The sequence below is a fragment of the Niallia circulans genome (assembly GCF_007273535.1).
Taxonomy (GTDB): Bacteria; Bacillota; Bacilli; order Bacillales; family Cytobacillaceae; genus Niallia; species Niallia circulans_B.
Genome location: NZ_RIBP01000004.1, coordinates 1612046 through 1627273, shown reverse-complemented (window position 1 = coordinate 1627273; position 15228 = coordinate 1612046). Strand labels below are relative to the sequence as shown.

At 39.6% G+C, this 15228-nt stretch carries 11 protein-coding genes and 1 other annotated feature; of the genes, 3 read left to right on the top strand and 8 right to left on the bottom strand.

Translation table 11 applies throughout. The features are described from left to right. Positions 1-5: 5 nt before the first annotated feature. From uvrB to CEQ21_RS15890, 4 genes are all read right to left on the bottom strand, one after another. Positions 6-1985, bottom strand: a complete 1980-nt coding sequence (gene uvrB, locus CEQ21_RS15905; RefSeq protein WP_185765373.1) for an excinuclease ABC subunit UvrB — start codon at positions 1983-1985, stop codon at positions 6-8. Positions 1986-2313: 328 nt separating this feature from the next. Next, on the bottom strand, positions 2314-2544 hold the full coding sequence (locus tag CEQ21_RS15900; RefSeq protein ID WP_185765372.1) for a CsbA family protein: 231 nt from the start codon (positions 2542-2544) through the stop codon (positions 2314-2316). 36 nt (positions 2545-2580) lie between these two features. Continuing rightward, positions 2581-3435 (bottom strand): STAS domain-containing protein, encoded by an 855-nt coding sequence (locus CEQ21_RS15895; RefSeq protein WP_185765371.1) that lies wholly within the window; start codon positions 3433-3435, stop codon positions 2581-2583. Between the two features lie 240 nt (positions 3436-3675). Further along, complete coding sequence (locus CEQ21_RS15890) at positions 3676-3966, bottom strand: hypothetical protein (protein ID WP_185765370.1); 291 nt, start codon at positions 3964-3966, stop codon at positions 3676-3678. A 288-nt stretch (positions 3967-4254) separates the two neighbouring features. Here CEQ21_RS15890 and CEQ21_RS15885 point away from each other — a divergent pair, with 288 nt between their 5' ends. Beyond that, positions 4255-5283: an HD-GYP domain-containing protein gene (locus tag CEQ21_RS15885; RefSeq protein ID WP_185765369.1), complete on the top strand. Its 1029-nt coding sequence runs from the start codon at positions 4255-4257 to the stop codon at positions 5281-5283. A gap of 60 nt (positions 5284-5343) precedes the next feature. Here CEQ21_RS15885 and adhE read toward each other — a convergent pair whose 3' ends face one another. Beyond that, on the bottom strand, positions 5344-7956 hold the full coding sequence (gene adhE, locus CEQ21_RS15880) for a bifunctional acetaldehyde-CoA/alcohol dehydrogenase (RefSeq protein ID WP_185765368.1): 2613 nt from the start codon (positions 7954-7956) through the stop codon (positions 5344-5346). Between the two features lie 314 nt (positions 7957-8270). Between adhE and CEQ21_RS15875 the strand changes: the two genes are divergently transcribed. Then, positions 8271-8909 carry a TetR/AcrR family transcriptional regulator gene (locus tag CEQ21_RS15875; RefSeq protein ID WP_185765367.1) on the top strand — a complete coding sequence of 213 codons (639 nt, stop codon included), beginning with the start codon at positions 8271-8273 and terminating at the stop codon, positions 8907-8909. 152 nt (positions 8910-9061) lie between these two features. Beyond that, on the top strand, positions 9062-11296 hold the full coding sequence (locus tag CEQ21_RS15870; RefSeq protein ID WP_185765366.1) for an MMPL family transporter: 2235 nt from the start codon (positions 9062-9064) through the stop codon (positions 11294-11296). Between the two features lie 300 nt (positions 11297-11596). On the opposite strand, the gene CEQ21_RS15865 is transcribed toward CEQ21_RS15870, so the two are convergent. The 3 genes from CEQ21_RS15865 to CEQ21_RS15855 form a co-directional block, all read right to left on the bottom strand. After that, positions 11597-11950 (bottom strand): hypothetical protein, encoded by a 354-nt coding sequence (locus CEQ21_RS15865; RefSeq protein WP_185765365.1) that lies wholly within the window; start codon positions 11948-11950, stop codon positions 11597-11599. Positions 11951-12229: 279 nt separating this feature from the next. Continuing rightward, complete coding sequence (gene proS / locus CEQ21_RS15860) at positions 12230-13663, bottom strand: proline--tRNA ligase (protein ID WP_185765364.1); 1434 nt, start codon at positions 13661-13663, stop codon at positions 12230-12232. Between the two features lie 46 nt (positions 13664-13709). Next, positions 13710-13923: a binding site (T-box leader), on the bottom strand. Positions 13924-13984: 61 nt separating this feature from the next. Continuing rightward, positions 13985-15223 carry a pyridoxal-phosphate-dependent aminotransferase family protein gene (locus CEQ21_RS15855; protein WP_185765363.1) on the bottom strand — a complete coding sequence of 413 codons (1239 nt, stop codon included), beginning with the start codon at positions 15221-15223 and terminating at the stop codon, positions 13985-13987. Between the last annotated feature and the right edge of the window lie 5 nt (positions 15224-15228).

The following is a 15228-nucleotide window of genomic DNA, read 5'->3' as shown; positions in this document are numbered from 1 at the left end:
AGCCTTCACCCCTCTGCCTTAAGCTCAAGAAGCAAATCGCGAAGCTCTGCAGCCCTTTCGAAATTGAGGGCTTTTGCAGCTTCCTTCATTTCTGCTTCCATTTGCGCAATCATTGCTTCTTTGTCTTTTTTCGTCAACTTTTCCAGCTTGGCAGATGCAGAATACTCTTCTGGTTCCTCTGCAGCTTGTGTTGCCCTGATTGAATCCCTGATGCCCTTTTGAATGGTTTGCGGTGTGATGCCGTGCTTCTCATTGTATTCCTCTTGCATAGCCCGGCGGCGTTTCGTTTCATTTATCGCTATATCCATCGAGTTTGTCATCTTATCTGCATACATAATGACATGCCCATTTGAATTTCTCGCTGCACGCCCAATTGTTTGAATCAGAGAACGCTCGGAACGAAGGAAGCCCTCTTTGTCAGCATCCAAAATAGTTACAAGTGATACTTCCGGAATATCAAGACCTTCCCGCAGCAGGTTAATACCAACGAGAACATCATATTTTCCTAAGCGGAGCTCACGGATAATTTCAATACGCTCCAAGGTTTTTACTTCAGAATGAAGATATTGAACCTTAATGCCGATTTCCTTCAGATAATCCGTCAAGTCCTCTGACATTTTTTTCGTCAAGGTAGTAACCAATACCCTTTCATTCTTCTTAATACGCTCTTGAATTTCACCGATTAAATCATCTATCTGACCTTCTATCGGACGGATATCTATCGTTGGATCAAGCAACCCTGTCGGTCTGATAATCTGTTCGATCATTTCTGGAGTATGCTCGATTTCATACGGACCTGGTGTCGCTGAAACGCAAATCATCTGATTAATATGCTCCTCAAATTCACCAAATGTTAATGGTCTGTTGTCCAGTGCAGACGGCAAGCGGAAGCCATGGTCAACAAGCACCCCTTTACGCGCCTGGTCTCCGTTGTACATTCCCCTTACTTGCGGCAAAGTAACATGGGACTCATCAATAACAAGCAAGAAATCCTTTGGAAAGAAGTCCAATAATGTATATGGTGTGGAGCCAGGTGGTCTTAAAGTCAAATGGCGGGAGTAGTTTTCAATCCCCGAACAGAAGCCCATTTCCCTCATCATCTCCAAATCATATCGACACCGCTGTTCAAGACGCTGTGCCTCTAACAGCTTATTGTCCTCCCTAAGCTTTTCAAGCCGTTCGTCCAGCTCTTTTTCAATATTCTCTATTGCTATTTTCATTTTTTCTTCTCGTGTAACGAAGTGGGATGCCGGAAAAATGGAAACATGATTTCTTTCTCCATAAATTTCTCCTGTTAATGCATCTACTTCGCGAATGCGGTCGATTTCATCTCCAAAAAACTCCACTCTGATACAGCGCTCGTCACGGGAGGCCGGAAAGATTTCAACGACATCTCCTCTTACGCGGAATGTTCCCCGCTTAAAATCAATATCATTGCGGTCATATTGGACATCAACAAGCCTGCGAAGAAGCTGATTGCGTTCAATCTCCATACCTGTTCTTAACGAAACAACCATTTCCTTGTACTCTTCTGGAGAACCCAAGCCATATATACAGGAAACGCTGGCAATGATGATAACATCCTCCCTCTCAAACAGCGAGGCTGTCGCCGAGTGACGAAGCTTATCAATCTCATCATTGATGCTTGCATCCTTTTCTATGAAGGTATCTGTGCTTGGCACATATGCTTCCGGCTGATAATAATCATAATAGCTGACAAAATACTCAACAGCATTGTTTGGGAAAAATTCCTTAAATTCGCTGTAAAGCTGACCCGCTAATGTTTTGTTATGTGCAATAATTAATGTCGGTTTTTTTACCTCTTTGATGACATTGCTGACAGTAAATGTTTTCCCTGTCCCTGTAGCACCAAGGAGCGTTTGGATTTTCTTGCCTGAATTTATTCCAGCAACGAGCTCTTTAATTGCCGCGGGCTGGTCCCCTTGAGGGGAATATTTAGAAACTAATTCGAATTCTTGGCTCACTGTAATCCTCCTGTTTCATTTATCTGTAAGGTAAGTTATCTTAAGGTTCACCTGCTTGGAAAGTGTAGCTTTATATGTAAATGTTAAAGAAACACCGTTTTTCCTAATTTAAATGTAAGAAATTGATATATCACCATTCTACCACAAACTGTCCTATTCAAACCAACAATATGCGAACGAATATTCCCCTTTTTATTATTTTCTTCTTCCTTTATTATGATGGCTTTATAAACTTGTATGCTCCCTCTAAAAAAAGAATGGCCTCCCTTTCAGATGAATTCTCGACAAAGAGTACATTCATCTGGCAGGAAGGCCATTTTTTCTATCTTTATTCAGCTGGTTTAGCCGCGCTTTTTTTTAACCTATGGCTAAGCCAAAATCCCGCTGTGAGGGAAAATGAATCAATGACAATCAGCAAAAGAGAATTCGTATAGCCTTTATACGCAGAGGCAGCAATCAGTGCAACAGTAAGAACTAAGGCAAGTACACGGTTGTATGCTACCCTTGTAAAAAGCAATACTAATAATCCAGGAAAAATGAGTGCTGCTAAATAGATCATTTTAAATGATACACCTCTTTTTTGCTTGAGCGTTAATTATCCTTCATTAACCGTAATGCCCAGTCTTGATAATGCACTGGCGAGGTTGTTGAAAATTGGAATTTTACTAAAGTCAACACCTAGCTGGATTGCCGTCTGTGCAACTTCCGGACGCAAGCCGGAAAGATATGCACTAACTCCAATAAGGTTCAATGCATGAATAACATGAAAGATTTGCTGTGCTACCATTGTATCAATTATTGGTACTCCTGATAAGTCAATAAATAGCTTTTCCATATTGTTATTATTGCATTGCTTTAGTGTAGTTTCCATAATAATATTTGCTCTTTGTGTATCAATATCGCCAATTAAAGGAAGTACTCCTATTCCCTTCGTAATCGGAATAACAGGGCTGCTCAATTCATAAATTGTTTCCTGCTGTGCAGAAAGCTGATGATGTTTAAACTTATCATAGTATTCAATAAAAATATTCGTAAAGATATCAAAAGCATAGTTTGCCAGACGCAGCCAGTTGAACATATTGCTAACAGTCAAATGCTCCCCAGATTCCTCTGCAAATTTTTGAATATATTTAAACAAGATAGCTTTAACACAAGTAAGCTGCTCTATTGACTCCAAAATCGGTACAAGGTCTTGTGATCTTTGTTTTGCAACCTTAACAGCCCACTCCGCAATGCTTGTTCGATAGACTTCTTCATCTGAATTAAAGACATGAAGGACATTTCCCATCAAAATTTGATAGCTGCTGATAAGCTCCTCTCTTATTGGCTGTCCCTCTTCAATCCTGTAAAAAACAGATTCGCTTGCGCTTAATGTTTTAATCCATTCCTCTGCCATAAATTCTATATGCTCATTTAAATAGATGTATAATTTTTGTTTACAATCTGACACGTAATTCCCCTCCTAAAAGTTTGCGACGGTCCAATCTTTATCATTGCGAGTTTTTATCTTTCAATCACTATCTAGAAGGATATATCCATAGTAATTGTACTAAAATTACCCGCATCTTAACAGAAAAGGAGCTTGTCCGTATGAATCAAATGCATGTTACAGCTGTTGACCAAACTTTAAGAAAGGAATTACCTCATTGCAGTTTGCAGCATTTATATCTTATATAGGTCTAAGCAATACTTAGTTTTTTATAAGTCCTGTGGCAATAACTTGAAAAAGCGGCCTCACGGATGAAGATCTTTTTTTAGCATTGCTCAACATGACAATAATTTCATTTAATTCTTGTGGAGAAAGTTCTTCTATTATCCAATCTGCCAACTCCTGGTGGCTTATAGATATGTTCTGAAAAGGAATTTTGATTGTCCGACATTGCATAAGCTCTTTTCTGAGTATATTCATATGATATTCATATTTTGATAACCCATTTTGTTCAACTTGATTAACCCTCTGTGTACGATCCTCTTTATACATAGCTGCACCTCACTTTGGTTACATACAATTGTAGACATTTTAATTTCAGTAACTTCTTTATTTAAGTGTAAATATATCTACTTGATTAGTAGAGGTCAATCATGAAAGGCAGTATCCTCCTTATATGGAAGGAAATTAGGAATAATGTCGTATGCCGCCTAGGGATATAGTCTATTCCGCTCCTAATTAATATAAGGTAGAATTTACTATATATTTCACATATAATTTTACCCTGTTTCTGCGTTCATACACTCCAATGCTTCATGATTTCTAGGAGGAGGAATCAATATGGATATTGAAAAAATAAAAACAAAATACATCGGAACAAAAATAAATGAAGATATCTTTTCAAATTCCATTGAAGGTCTTTTACTATTAAAAAAAGGCGCTGTTTTGGATAATACCCATATTGAACTGCTTATAAACCACAAAGTTGATATTAATTCTATAAATTTATTGTCAGAAGCCTATAAGCCCTTATCCGTTGAGGATGCTTACTTAGTGCTTATTGAGCAAGTAAAAAAAACATTTTCCTCTATCATCACTAAAAGTGAGGATGGTCTGGAGAAAATGCTCTCAGACTATGAAAATTTAATCGAATTAGCTATACAAGACATTTCGATTTTAGATATCATTCTGGATGAATCTTTTGCAAGCAGCTCTATTTATAAGCACAGCATTAATGTAGGTATCATATCCGCACTTATTGGTAATACCTTAGGATACTCTGCAAAAAACTGTCATTTATTAAGCCAAATGGGTTTATTTCACGATATTGGTATGCTCCTGATAAATGAGGATATCCTTCACAAAAAGACAAAGCTGACACATTCTGAATATAAAGAAATCCAAAAACATACAAAATTAGGAAAAAGCATTCTTTTTTCCATTAATTCACTAGACATTATCATTTCAAGAACAGCACTGCTTCATCATGAAAAAATTAATGGTAACGGCTATCCTTATAACCGTAAGGAAAAGGATATTCCATTTATGATTCAAATTATTTCCGTTGCTGATATTTTTAACAGCATGTGCTCTAATCCTTGGGACCAAAAGAAAAAAACCTATTTTGAAGCGATTAACGAATTGGTTGACGAAGCTCATGGCAACTCTTTAAACCCTGCCATCGTTATTCCGTTTGCTTCCTACCTCATGCGAAAACAGCTTTTTAACAAAGTTACATTAACAACCGAGCAAACAGCGGAAATTATTTTTATTCATCAAAATGAGCCCCATCTGCCCCTTGTTCGTATCAAAGATGATTATTTAGATCTAAGAAAAGTAGCATCGATAAAAATAAAAGGACCAGCATAGCGGTTGGTAACAAAACAGCTAAAAAAAAAGGCACAGATAATCTGCGCCTTTTTTTTATTATTAAACCCCTTTATATGCTTTTCGGTATATTTCTGCTAAATCAGTAACTAACGGCAGCTTCGGGTTTGCTGTTGTACATTGATCTTCAAATGCTCTATCTGCCAAATACTCTACTCTTTTCTCGAAGGCTTCCTTTTCAACACCGTTAGCAGCAATGCTCATTGGAATATTCAGCTCCTTAGCCAAGCGGATAACCGCTTTAACAAAGCTGTCTACTCCCTGCTCTGTCGTATTTGCAGGCAGACCTAATATTCTTGCTAAATCTGCATAACGCTCATCTGCTTTAAAATGCTCATATTTAGGAAAAGCTGTGAATTTCTTCGGTTTCTCTGCATTATAGCGGATTACATGTGGCATTAATATGGCATTGGACCGGCCGTGAGCAATATGGAACTCTGCTCCTAATTTATGTGCCAAGCTGTGGTTAATTCCTAAAAAGGCATTGGCAAATGCCATTCCAGCAATGGTGGAGGCATTATGAACCTTCTCCCGTGCCTCTTCGTCCTTACCATTGCGATAAGCTCGCGGCAAGTATTCAAAAATCAATTGAACTGCTTTAACAGCCAATCCATCTGTGTAATCATTCGCCATATTGGATACATAAGCCTCTACTGCGTGTGTCAGTACATCCATGCCCGTGTCAGCAGTTACAGCCGGAGGAACTGTCATAACAAACTGTGAATCAATGATGGCAACATCCGGTGTTAACTCATAGTCTGCGAGCGGGTATTTAATATTATTCTCCTTATCTGTAATGACTGCGAAGGAAGTTACCTCAGAGCCTGTTCCGGAGGTTGTTGGTATTGCTACAAATTTAGCTTTGCCTCCAAGACTCGGATACTTGTAAACTCTTTTTCTAATATCAAGAAATTTTTGCTTAAGTCCAAAGAAATCCTCTTCGGGATGTTCATAGAAAAGCCACATTCCTTTCGCTGCATCCATTGGTGAACCACCACCTAATGCTATGATGCAATCAGGCTGAAATTTGGCCATCATTTCTGTTCCTCTTGCCACAGTGTCGAGAGATGGATCTGGCTCAACATCTGAAAATACTTCGACTTGGATGAGGTCAGATCTTTGTCTTAAATGATGCAGCACTTTATCCACATAGCCAAGCTTAACCATATAAGGGTCTGTGACAATGAACACCCTTGAAATCTCCTTCATTTTCTGTAAATATTGAACTGAATTTTTTTCAAAGTAAATTTTTGGCGGAAGTTTGAACCATTGCATATTAACATTCCTTTTAGCAAGTTTTTTGACATTCAGCAAATGCACATCTGTTACATTCGTGGCAACGGAGTTTTTTCCATAAGAACCGCACCCTAATGTCAATGAAGGCATGAAGGCATTATATATATCACCGATTGCTCCTTGGGAAGACGGGGCATTGCTGATAATCCGGCATGCTTTCATTCTTAAAGCAAACTTCCTCGTTACCTCCTCATCCTCTGAATGAATGACAGCAGAATGTCCTAAACCTCCGAACTCAAGCATTTCCTCCGCACGCTTAATCCCTTCTTCTGTAGATTCTGCTTTATAGCAGGCAAGCACAGGGCTGAGCTTTTCCCTTGAAAGAGGATACGCTGGACCAACTCCATCCAATTCTGCGATGAGAATTTTTGTTTCTTTATGCACTTCAACTCCTGCCATTGCTGCAATATCATAGGCTGATTTACCGACAATATCAGGATTGACCGCACATGTATTTACATTAATGACGAGCTCTTCCACTTTCTTTTTTTCGGCTTCATTTAAGAAGTGACAGCCGTTGCGAATAAGCTCGGTTCTTACCTCTTCATAAATTTCCTTATCAACAATAACTGCCTGTTCAGATGCACAAATCATGCCGTTATCAAATGTTTTAGAAAGAATTAAATCATTGACTGCACGCTTTACCTTTGCTGTTTTTTCTATATAACATGGCACATTGCCCGCACCGACGCCAAGAGCTGGTTTACCACAGCTATACGCAGATTTAACCATTCCTGGACCGCCTGTTGCCAATATTAAAGAAATGCCTGGATGGTTCATCAATGTCTTTGTCGTTTCAATGGAAGGTTTCTCAATCCACTGGATGCAATTTTCAGGAGCACCTGCTTTTACAGCAGCATCTCGTAAAATCCTTGCGGCCTCACTGCTGCAGCGCTGTGCTGATGGATGGAAAGCAAATACAATCGGGTTACGTGTTTTTATGGCAATAATGGCTTTAAACATCGTTGTAGATGTGGGATTCGTCACAGGAGTAACACCTGCAATAACACCAATTGGATCAGCTATTTCAACAACTCCTGCCGATTCATCATCTCTGATGATTCCAACCGTTTTGTCATATTTAATACTGTGATAAATATATTCTGTTGCGAAAATATTTTTCGTTATTTTATCCTCATAAATGCCTCTCCCAGTTTCTTCAACTGCAAGCTTAGCTAAATACATATGTTTATCAAGCCCTGCCAAGGCCATTTCCTTCACTATTTGATCAATCTTAGTCTGATCCAGCTCATAAAATTCTTTGAGCGCCTTTTTGCCTTTTGCAGCAATATCATCAATGATAGCTTGCACATCATTCGCTTCCTGTTTTGCCTTAACATCCTTTTCGACAGTCGACATTACTAATCCCTCCAGATATTATACTTTGTGAATGTTTTCACAATAATCTTTAAAAGAAAAACCGTCATGTCTTGTTTAAGGACCCGGTTTGCAATTAAAGATTTAAATAATGGAAATTTAATCCCGAAAAACCAATTTTTCTTCTTACAAGCATATCTTAATCTCTTTTACACCAGTCCGCAATAGGTTTCCGAAACTTTGTTCAACATTTCACAAATTTATTCACTGTTTGTTCACAAGTTGCATATTTTTTTAATTTCTCCTATACTTATCGAGTGATAAGTCATTTTATTGGGTATTAGAAAGGAAACAAAATGAAAAGGAATCACACCGAGTTGCCTTCACAAACACAAGATACACACCATCTGATCATCAAGGCAGCAACAAAATTATTTATGGAGCTTGGATATCGGGCAGTCAGCACAAGGAAAATCGCGGCAGAATGCGGGATAACCCAGCCTGCTTTATACCATCACTTTCAGAATAAGCAAGAAATTTATATAGAGGTCTTAAAGGCTTCCATCCTTCAGACCGAGAACCATCTTACCAAGATAGCTAGAGATTTTCCTGACATAAAGCAGCGTATTTTTCATCTGTCCTGTTATTTCATGCAAAATTATCAAGAGGATTTAATGCAAATGTTTCATGATCTTCATCATGAAATGCCGGAAGATGTCAAACAGGTTATTAATGGCCATTGGCAAAAAGGCTTCCTTTCACCGATTATGCATATGTTCGAGGAGGCAGTTTCCAAAAAGGAAATTGGTTCATTTGAGGCGATAGACAGCAGCAGTTTTGAAGTGTCTCTCCTTTTGTTGAACATGATTAAGTCAGCTCTTCTCCCAGATTTCATGAAAACCTTAACTGAATCTGAGCAAAAAGCCATCGTTGAAAAGAAGGCAAGACTCATCGTTCAAATATTTTTAAGTGGAATTGCGGAAAAAAACAGCTGAGTTTTACCCATTTATGCATGCTGTTTCTACACTATTACAGAAGCAGCATTATATTTTTCTGATTACCTTATCGTTTGATAAGTTGATTTTTTTGTCTCAGCTTATCAGTTGATAAGTTCATCATATAAACCAATTTAAAGGAGCTAAATAAAGTGAAAAATCTTATCCCAACTGTTTTCCGTTTTGTTTCAGGTAAAACAGGAAGATGGCTTACCCTGCTTGCATGGATCTGCCTTGTCCTTGTTTTGAGCCTGACACTGCCACAAGCAAGCTCACAGAAAAACGAGCTTGCAGCAAATCTGTCTGAGGATTCTCCTTCTCAAGAAGCAGAAGCAATTATTAATAAAGAATTTCCAAATGAACAAGGTACACCAGCACTTATTACCTTTCATCGAGAAGCTGGCCTTGCAGATGAGGATTTAACACAAATACAAAAATTAGCTGGTGAACTAGCGGAGAAACCAGTTGTACATCAACAGACGATCGCACCGCTTCACCAACTGCCTGTTGAAGTATTGAAGCAGCAAGTTTCAGACGATGGAACAACCTTTGTTCTTGCTGTATTGTTTGAGAAGTCAGCAACAACTGCTGAATTAGAGAAAAGTCTTGAAGAACTTCAAGACACAGCGTCCGATGTTTTTAGCACAGATCCTTTCAAAACAAAGATTGGTGATGCTGATAACCTCTCAGCAAGAACTACAGGGCCTGTCGGGATTGCAGTCGATGCAGCAGCGTTGTTTAGCCAAGGCGACTTATCTTTACTAATCGGTACTGTTATTATTGTTTTAATCTGTTTACTAGTCATATACCGCTCTCCTATTCTAGCATTCATACCGCTCATTGGAGTTGGTATCGCCTACTTAGTGATTAGCCCAATCCTTGGGGGCATGGGAAAAGCTGGCTGGATTGAGTTTGACTCACAAAGCATTGCCATCATGACAGTCTTGCTGTTTGGCGCAGGAACAGATTATTGCTTGTTCCTTATAAGCAAATACAGAAGCTTGCTAAAGGTTGAAACAAAGAAGGAAATTGCAATGGCAAATGCCCTGCGTCGTTCAGGCGGAGCTGTGGCAATGAGCGGGCTGACAGTTGTGTTCTCCCTGCTGGTTCTGCTGCTTGCAGAATATGGGTCAATCCAACGGTTTGCCGTACCTTTTAGCCTTGCTATCTTAATAATGATGATCGCAAGCTTAACACTTGTTCCAGCAATCCTAGCGATTTTTGGAAGAATATCCTTCTTCCCTTTCATGCCAAAAACTGCAGACATGGAAAAAGCAAAAAAAGCGAAGAAACCGAAAAAGACTTGGGCAATCGGGGAATTTGTCGGTAAAATTGCTGTTAAGCATCCTTGGAAGGTTACTATAATAACAACTGTATTTCTCGGCATTTTCGCCTTATTATCCATAAAAACCGAATACACGTATGACACATTATCTTCTTTCCCTGAAGATATGCCGTCAAGAGAAGGATTCTCGATTATCTCTGAGCATTTTTCTGCAGGTGAGCTTGCTCCAGCAGATATTGTTGTCCAAACAGAAGGAAAAGATATTTCTGTAGAAGATACATTGAACGACCTGCCATATGTAGCAAAAGTTTCTGAAGGTGAGCAAGGAAAGGATGATGCAGGCCTGCTGAAATATTCCGTAGAGCTTAATACAAATCCTTACTCAAATGAGGCAATGGAAAAGCTGCCTGACCTCCGTAAAGCTGTTGAAGAAACTCTTGCTGACAATGGTATTACAAATAGCAGTGACAAGGTTTGGATAGGAGGCATTACCGCAGAGCAGCTTGATACAAAAGAAACAGCTGATGGTGATGCACTTCTTGTCATTCCGATTATTGTTGTCATGATAGCAGTGCTACTGCTTGCCTATTTGCGATCAATAACAGCAATGATTTATCTTATTGCAACAGTGCTGCTGTCTTATTTCAGTGCATTAGGCTTAGGCTGGGTCATTCTCCATTACGGATTTGGTGTTGACGCTATTCAAGGGCTGATTCCACTTTACGCCTTCGTCTTCATTGTCGCACTTGGAGAAGATTATAATATTTTTATGATCTCGAGCATTTGGAAGAAAAGCAAGGAAATGCCGCTGACCCAAGCGATTAAAGAAGGAGTCGCCGAATCTGGAGGAGTTATAACTTCAGCAGGAGTCATCCTTGCAGCCACCTTTATGGTATTAACAACATTACCGATTCAAATATTAGTCCACTTCGGAACAATTACCGCAATCGGTGTGCTTCTCGATACATTTGTTGTTCGTCCATTTTTGGTGCCTAGCATAACTGCTTTATGCAAAAAAGCAGCCTTTTGGCCAGCAACGAAACATTTACATGAAAGTAATGAAAAAGAGAGAGAAAAGCTAGAGAACAATCAAACAGTTTAATGAATTTTAATAAAAAGAGACCTAGAAGAAGTTATCTACTAGGTCTCTTTTATTCATACCAAATATTCCTTTTTTCACAATGGTGTTTCTTTTAAGAATTCAGCTTTATTCATTTTCCTTTCACCAAATCATTAGGGAATTTACATACAGATGAAGAATAGCATGATTTTGATACTACCGTAATGGATGGCGATTTTTTTATAAAGGAGCAAATCATATATCCAATAAAAAAAGACGCTTTTCCAAAGAAAATACGCCTTTCTGAATAAAAAACAGACTGATAGATGCCTGTCCTCTCTCCTATTCATTTGCATTTGCTTCTGCTGCTACTAAATATTTGTCCAGCAGTGTATCTAAATCTTTATCCACCTTGCCATCCTCTGCAAGCTGGCTCGCTTTGGCTAATGCATCGCTCCAGTTCCCGTTATCAATGGCGGTTTTTATATCCATTAATCCTGACACTCTTTTATGGAGGTCGCGTGCGGCGTTATCCTTTGGCTTCTGCTCAAGGGCAAGTTCAAGTGATAAAAGGGCCTTTTTTAAGTCGCCACTCTCAATTGCTGTTTTTGCTGCTTTCATGTCGTTTTCATATGTTTCTGAGCTGCAGCCAGTCAGAAACAGGGCCACCATGACGATTACAGCCCATTTTCTCATTCAATACCCCTCCACTGCCCTGATGTCCTGTCATCAACCAGTATGGACTAAAGGCAATCTATTTTCCCAATATGGCATACCTATACATTTGAGACTAATATGCCATAATAACGCTTTATTTCTCCCTACCATTAATGTTAACAAATAATACATGGCGGTCAATACTTGGGGTATACTACTTTCTTACTATCTATATGGTAAAAATAGCGAGAAATGAAAACGTTTGTATTTTTTTGCATTAACTTAAGCCGAAGGAGATTCTCCTTCGGCTTTTTGGCATTAATAAGCTTTTGCCCAATACACTAGCGCGTCTGCTTCTTTATCACAGCATACACATGTATCACTGATTTTTTCTTGTTCAAACGGCATACATCTTGATGTTGCGCCAGTTTCTTCTTTAATAAACTCTTCGCACACTGTATCACCACACCACATCGCTTTTATAAAGCCTGTTTTCTGTTCATTTGCCTGCTTTTTAAATGTATCGAAGTCAAGGGCAATATGGGTATTTGCTTCGCGATGCTCTGTAGCCCTTGTCAGCAGATTTTCTTGGATATCATTAAGCAGATTGGCAATTGTGTGTTCAAGCCCATCTAATGGAACAGCAAGCTTTTCGCCTGTATCACGTCGCACAAGTACAACTTGCTTTTGCTCTATATCCTTTGGGCCAACCTCGAGCCTCACAGGTATCCCTTTCATTTCATATTCATTGAACTTCCAGCCTGGCTTCTTATCACTTGCATCCAAGCCTGTGCGGAAGCTCGTTTGGAGCTGCTTTTTAAGCTCGTAAGTGAAATCAAGGACGCCTTCCTTATGCTGGGCAATCGGAATAATCATTACTTGGGTCGGTGCAATCCTTGGAGGCACAACTAATCCTCTGTCGTCGCCGTGCACCATGATCATTGCCCCAATGATTCTTGTTGTAAATCCCCAAGATGTTTGATGCACATAGCTTTGCGTACCGTTCCTGTCTGTAAATTGGATTCCAAACGCTTTGGCAAAGTGGTCCCCTAAATGATGCGATGTACCTGATTGCAGCGCCTTTCCATCATGCATCAAACTTTCGATTGTATAAGTATATCTTGCTCCAGCAAATTTTTCCTTCTCTGTTTTCTTCCCCTTAATGACTGGGATAGCTAATATTTGTTCACAAATATCTGCATAAACATGAAGCATTTGCACGGTTTCTATGTCTGCATCCTCTGCTGTTTCATGACATGTATGCCCTTCCTGCCAGAGGAATTCTAACGTGCGTAAAAAAGGTCTTGTCGTTTTTTCCCATCTGACAACATTAGCCCATTGATTATACAGCTTTGGCAAATCTCGGTAAGAATGAATAATGTCTTTATAATGCTCACCAAACAGCACTTCAGATGTCGGGCGAACACAAAGTCTTTCTGTTAGCTCTTCTTCTCCTCCGTGTGTAACCCATGCTACCTCTGGAGCAAAGCCTTCAATATGGTCCTTTTCCTTTTGGAGCAGGCTTTCTGGTATGAACAATGGCATATAGACATTTTCATGCCCTGTTTCTTTAATTCGGTTATCAAGCTCGTTTTTTATATTTTCCCAAATGGCGAAGCCGTACGGTCTTATAATCATCGATCCACGGACACTTGAATAGTCAACAAGCTCTGCTTTTGTCACTACATCTGTATACCACTTTGCGAAATCATCTTCCATATTCGTAATTTTTTCAACATAATTACCCTTCATGTTAATCACTCCCCGCATTTTTGAAAACAAAAAAAGCCCTGCTTTCATTAGGGACCGAAAAATCGGCGGTACCACCCTAATTCAAAGCAAAGCTTTACACTCTAACATGATAACGGTCTTTTAACCGCTGCATCTTCAACAGTATCCGATGCAGAACGAAAAAGGCAGGTTCAACGGCCGTACTATAGGTCCCTTTCAGCTGTAAGACCCTCTCTTCTGATAGCCCAGCCCCGTTTACTAATCCTTTTTATTGTTTCCTTATTTTTTTACATGATAGCCAATAGATTCATTATTGTCAATTTTCCAGAAAAATATAAGGAACTAAATTAGTGACTTTTCCTTTTCATAGGCATTTAATGATGCTTGAAGTGCTTGCCCAGCATTGACTTTTGCACCGTGCCTAATTAATGCCGCTTCAAGACTCGCTAATGCAAACAAGACATTTTCCTTGCGGCAGCTGTATCCCATTGTGCCGATTCGCCAGATTTTGCCGTGCAGCGGACCGAATGAACTTGCTATTTCTACCCCAAAATCGTTGAGCATCATGCTGCGTACTGATTCTGCTTCAATGCCGTCTGGAATCTTTATACATGTTACTGTCGGCAGCTTTGAATGGGCATCGCCGAATAGCTCAAGGCCCATGCCCTCAATTCCGGCAATCAATGCTTTCTCATGAAGCTTATGTCTCTTAAACCTTTGCTCAAGTCCTTCTTCGAGAAGTATTCTTAAGCCTTCATGAAGAGCATACAGCATGGAGGTTGCTTCCGTATGATGATTCAGTCTTCTTGGTCCCCAATAATCCTGTAGCTGGCTTAAATCAAAATAATTGCTGCGGATAGCGGAAAAGGCTCTGCCTTCTGCTAATTCTTGTTCTGTTGCAATGCCTCGTTCCACTTTTTTACGTTGCTTAAGGATTTTTTCTATCCGATCATTATAAGTTATCGGGGCATTCCCTGAAGGAACAGATAAACATTTTTGGTTTCCTCCGATTGCAGCATCAATATACCAACTATCTGTTTGGACATCTGCACCTCCGATTGTGGCAACGGCATCCACAATAAACAAGACATCCGCTTCCCTACAAGCCCTCCCGATTTCTTCTAAAGGCTGCATACAGCCAGTTGATGTTTCGCCATGCACCATTGCCACGATTTTCGGTTTTACCTTTTTCATCTCTGTAATCACTTCTTCAGGATCAAACACAGTTCCCCAATCAGTATGAAGCAAATGAATTTCCGCCCCATATCTTTCCGCTATTTCTGTGAGCAAATGTCCAAATCTGCCGTAGATAGGAATAAGAACTTTATCACCAGGTTCAATCACGCTTGCAAGCACTGCTTCTAATCCAGATCTAGAAGTCCCGTCAATCGGAAATGCCCACTCGTTGTTTGTCTTAAAAGTGCGCTGCAGCATTTTCATAACATTATTCATAATATCTGTAAATGCAGGGTCAAACTGTCCAAGAATTGGTGTGGACATTGCGCGTAAAACCCTTGGATCCACTTCTACGGGACCTGGGGTCATAATTGTTCGTAACGGTGTGTTCAATTCAGCAAACATCCTTA

Bases quoted from the DNA above. Each gene is read 5' to 3' on its own strand.
- CEQ21_RS15865 (WP_185765365.1), bottom strand. From the start codon at position 11,950: ATGAGAAAATGGGCTGTAATCGTCATGGTGGCCCTGTTTCTGACTGGC.
- CEQ21_RS15890 (WP_185765370.1), bottom strand. From the start codon at position 3,966: ATGTATAAAGAGGATCGTACACAGAGGGTTAATCAAGTTGAACAAAAT.
- CEQ21_RS15900 (WP_185765372.1), bottom strand. From the start codon at position 2,544: ATGATCTATTTAGCAGCACTCATTTTTCCTGGATTATTAGTATTGCTT.
- CEQ21_RS15855 (WP_185765363.1), bottom strand. From the start codon at position 15,223: ATGTTTGCTGAATTGAACACACCGTTACGAACAATTATGACCCCAGGT.
- adhE (WP_185765368.1), bottom strand. From the start codon at position 7,956: ATGTCGACTGTCGAAAAGGATGTTAAGGCAAAACAGGAAGCGAATGAT.
- CEQ21_RS15885 (WP_185765369.1), top strand. From the start codon at position 4,255: ATGGATATTGAAAAAATAAAAACAAAATACATCGGAACAAAAATAAAT.
- proS (WP_185765364.1), bottom strand. From the start codon at position 13,663: ATGAAGGGTAATTATGTTGAAAAAATTACGAATATGGAAGATGATTTC.
- CEQ21_RS15875 (WP_185765367.1), top strand. From the start codon at position 8,271: ATGAAAAGGAATCACACCGAGTTGCCTTCACAAACACAAGATACACAC.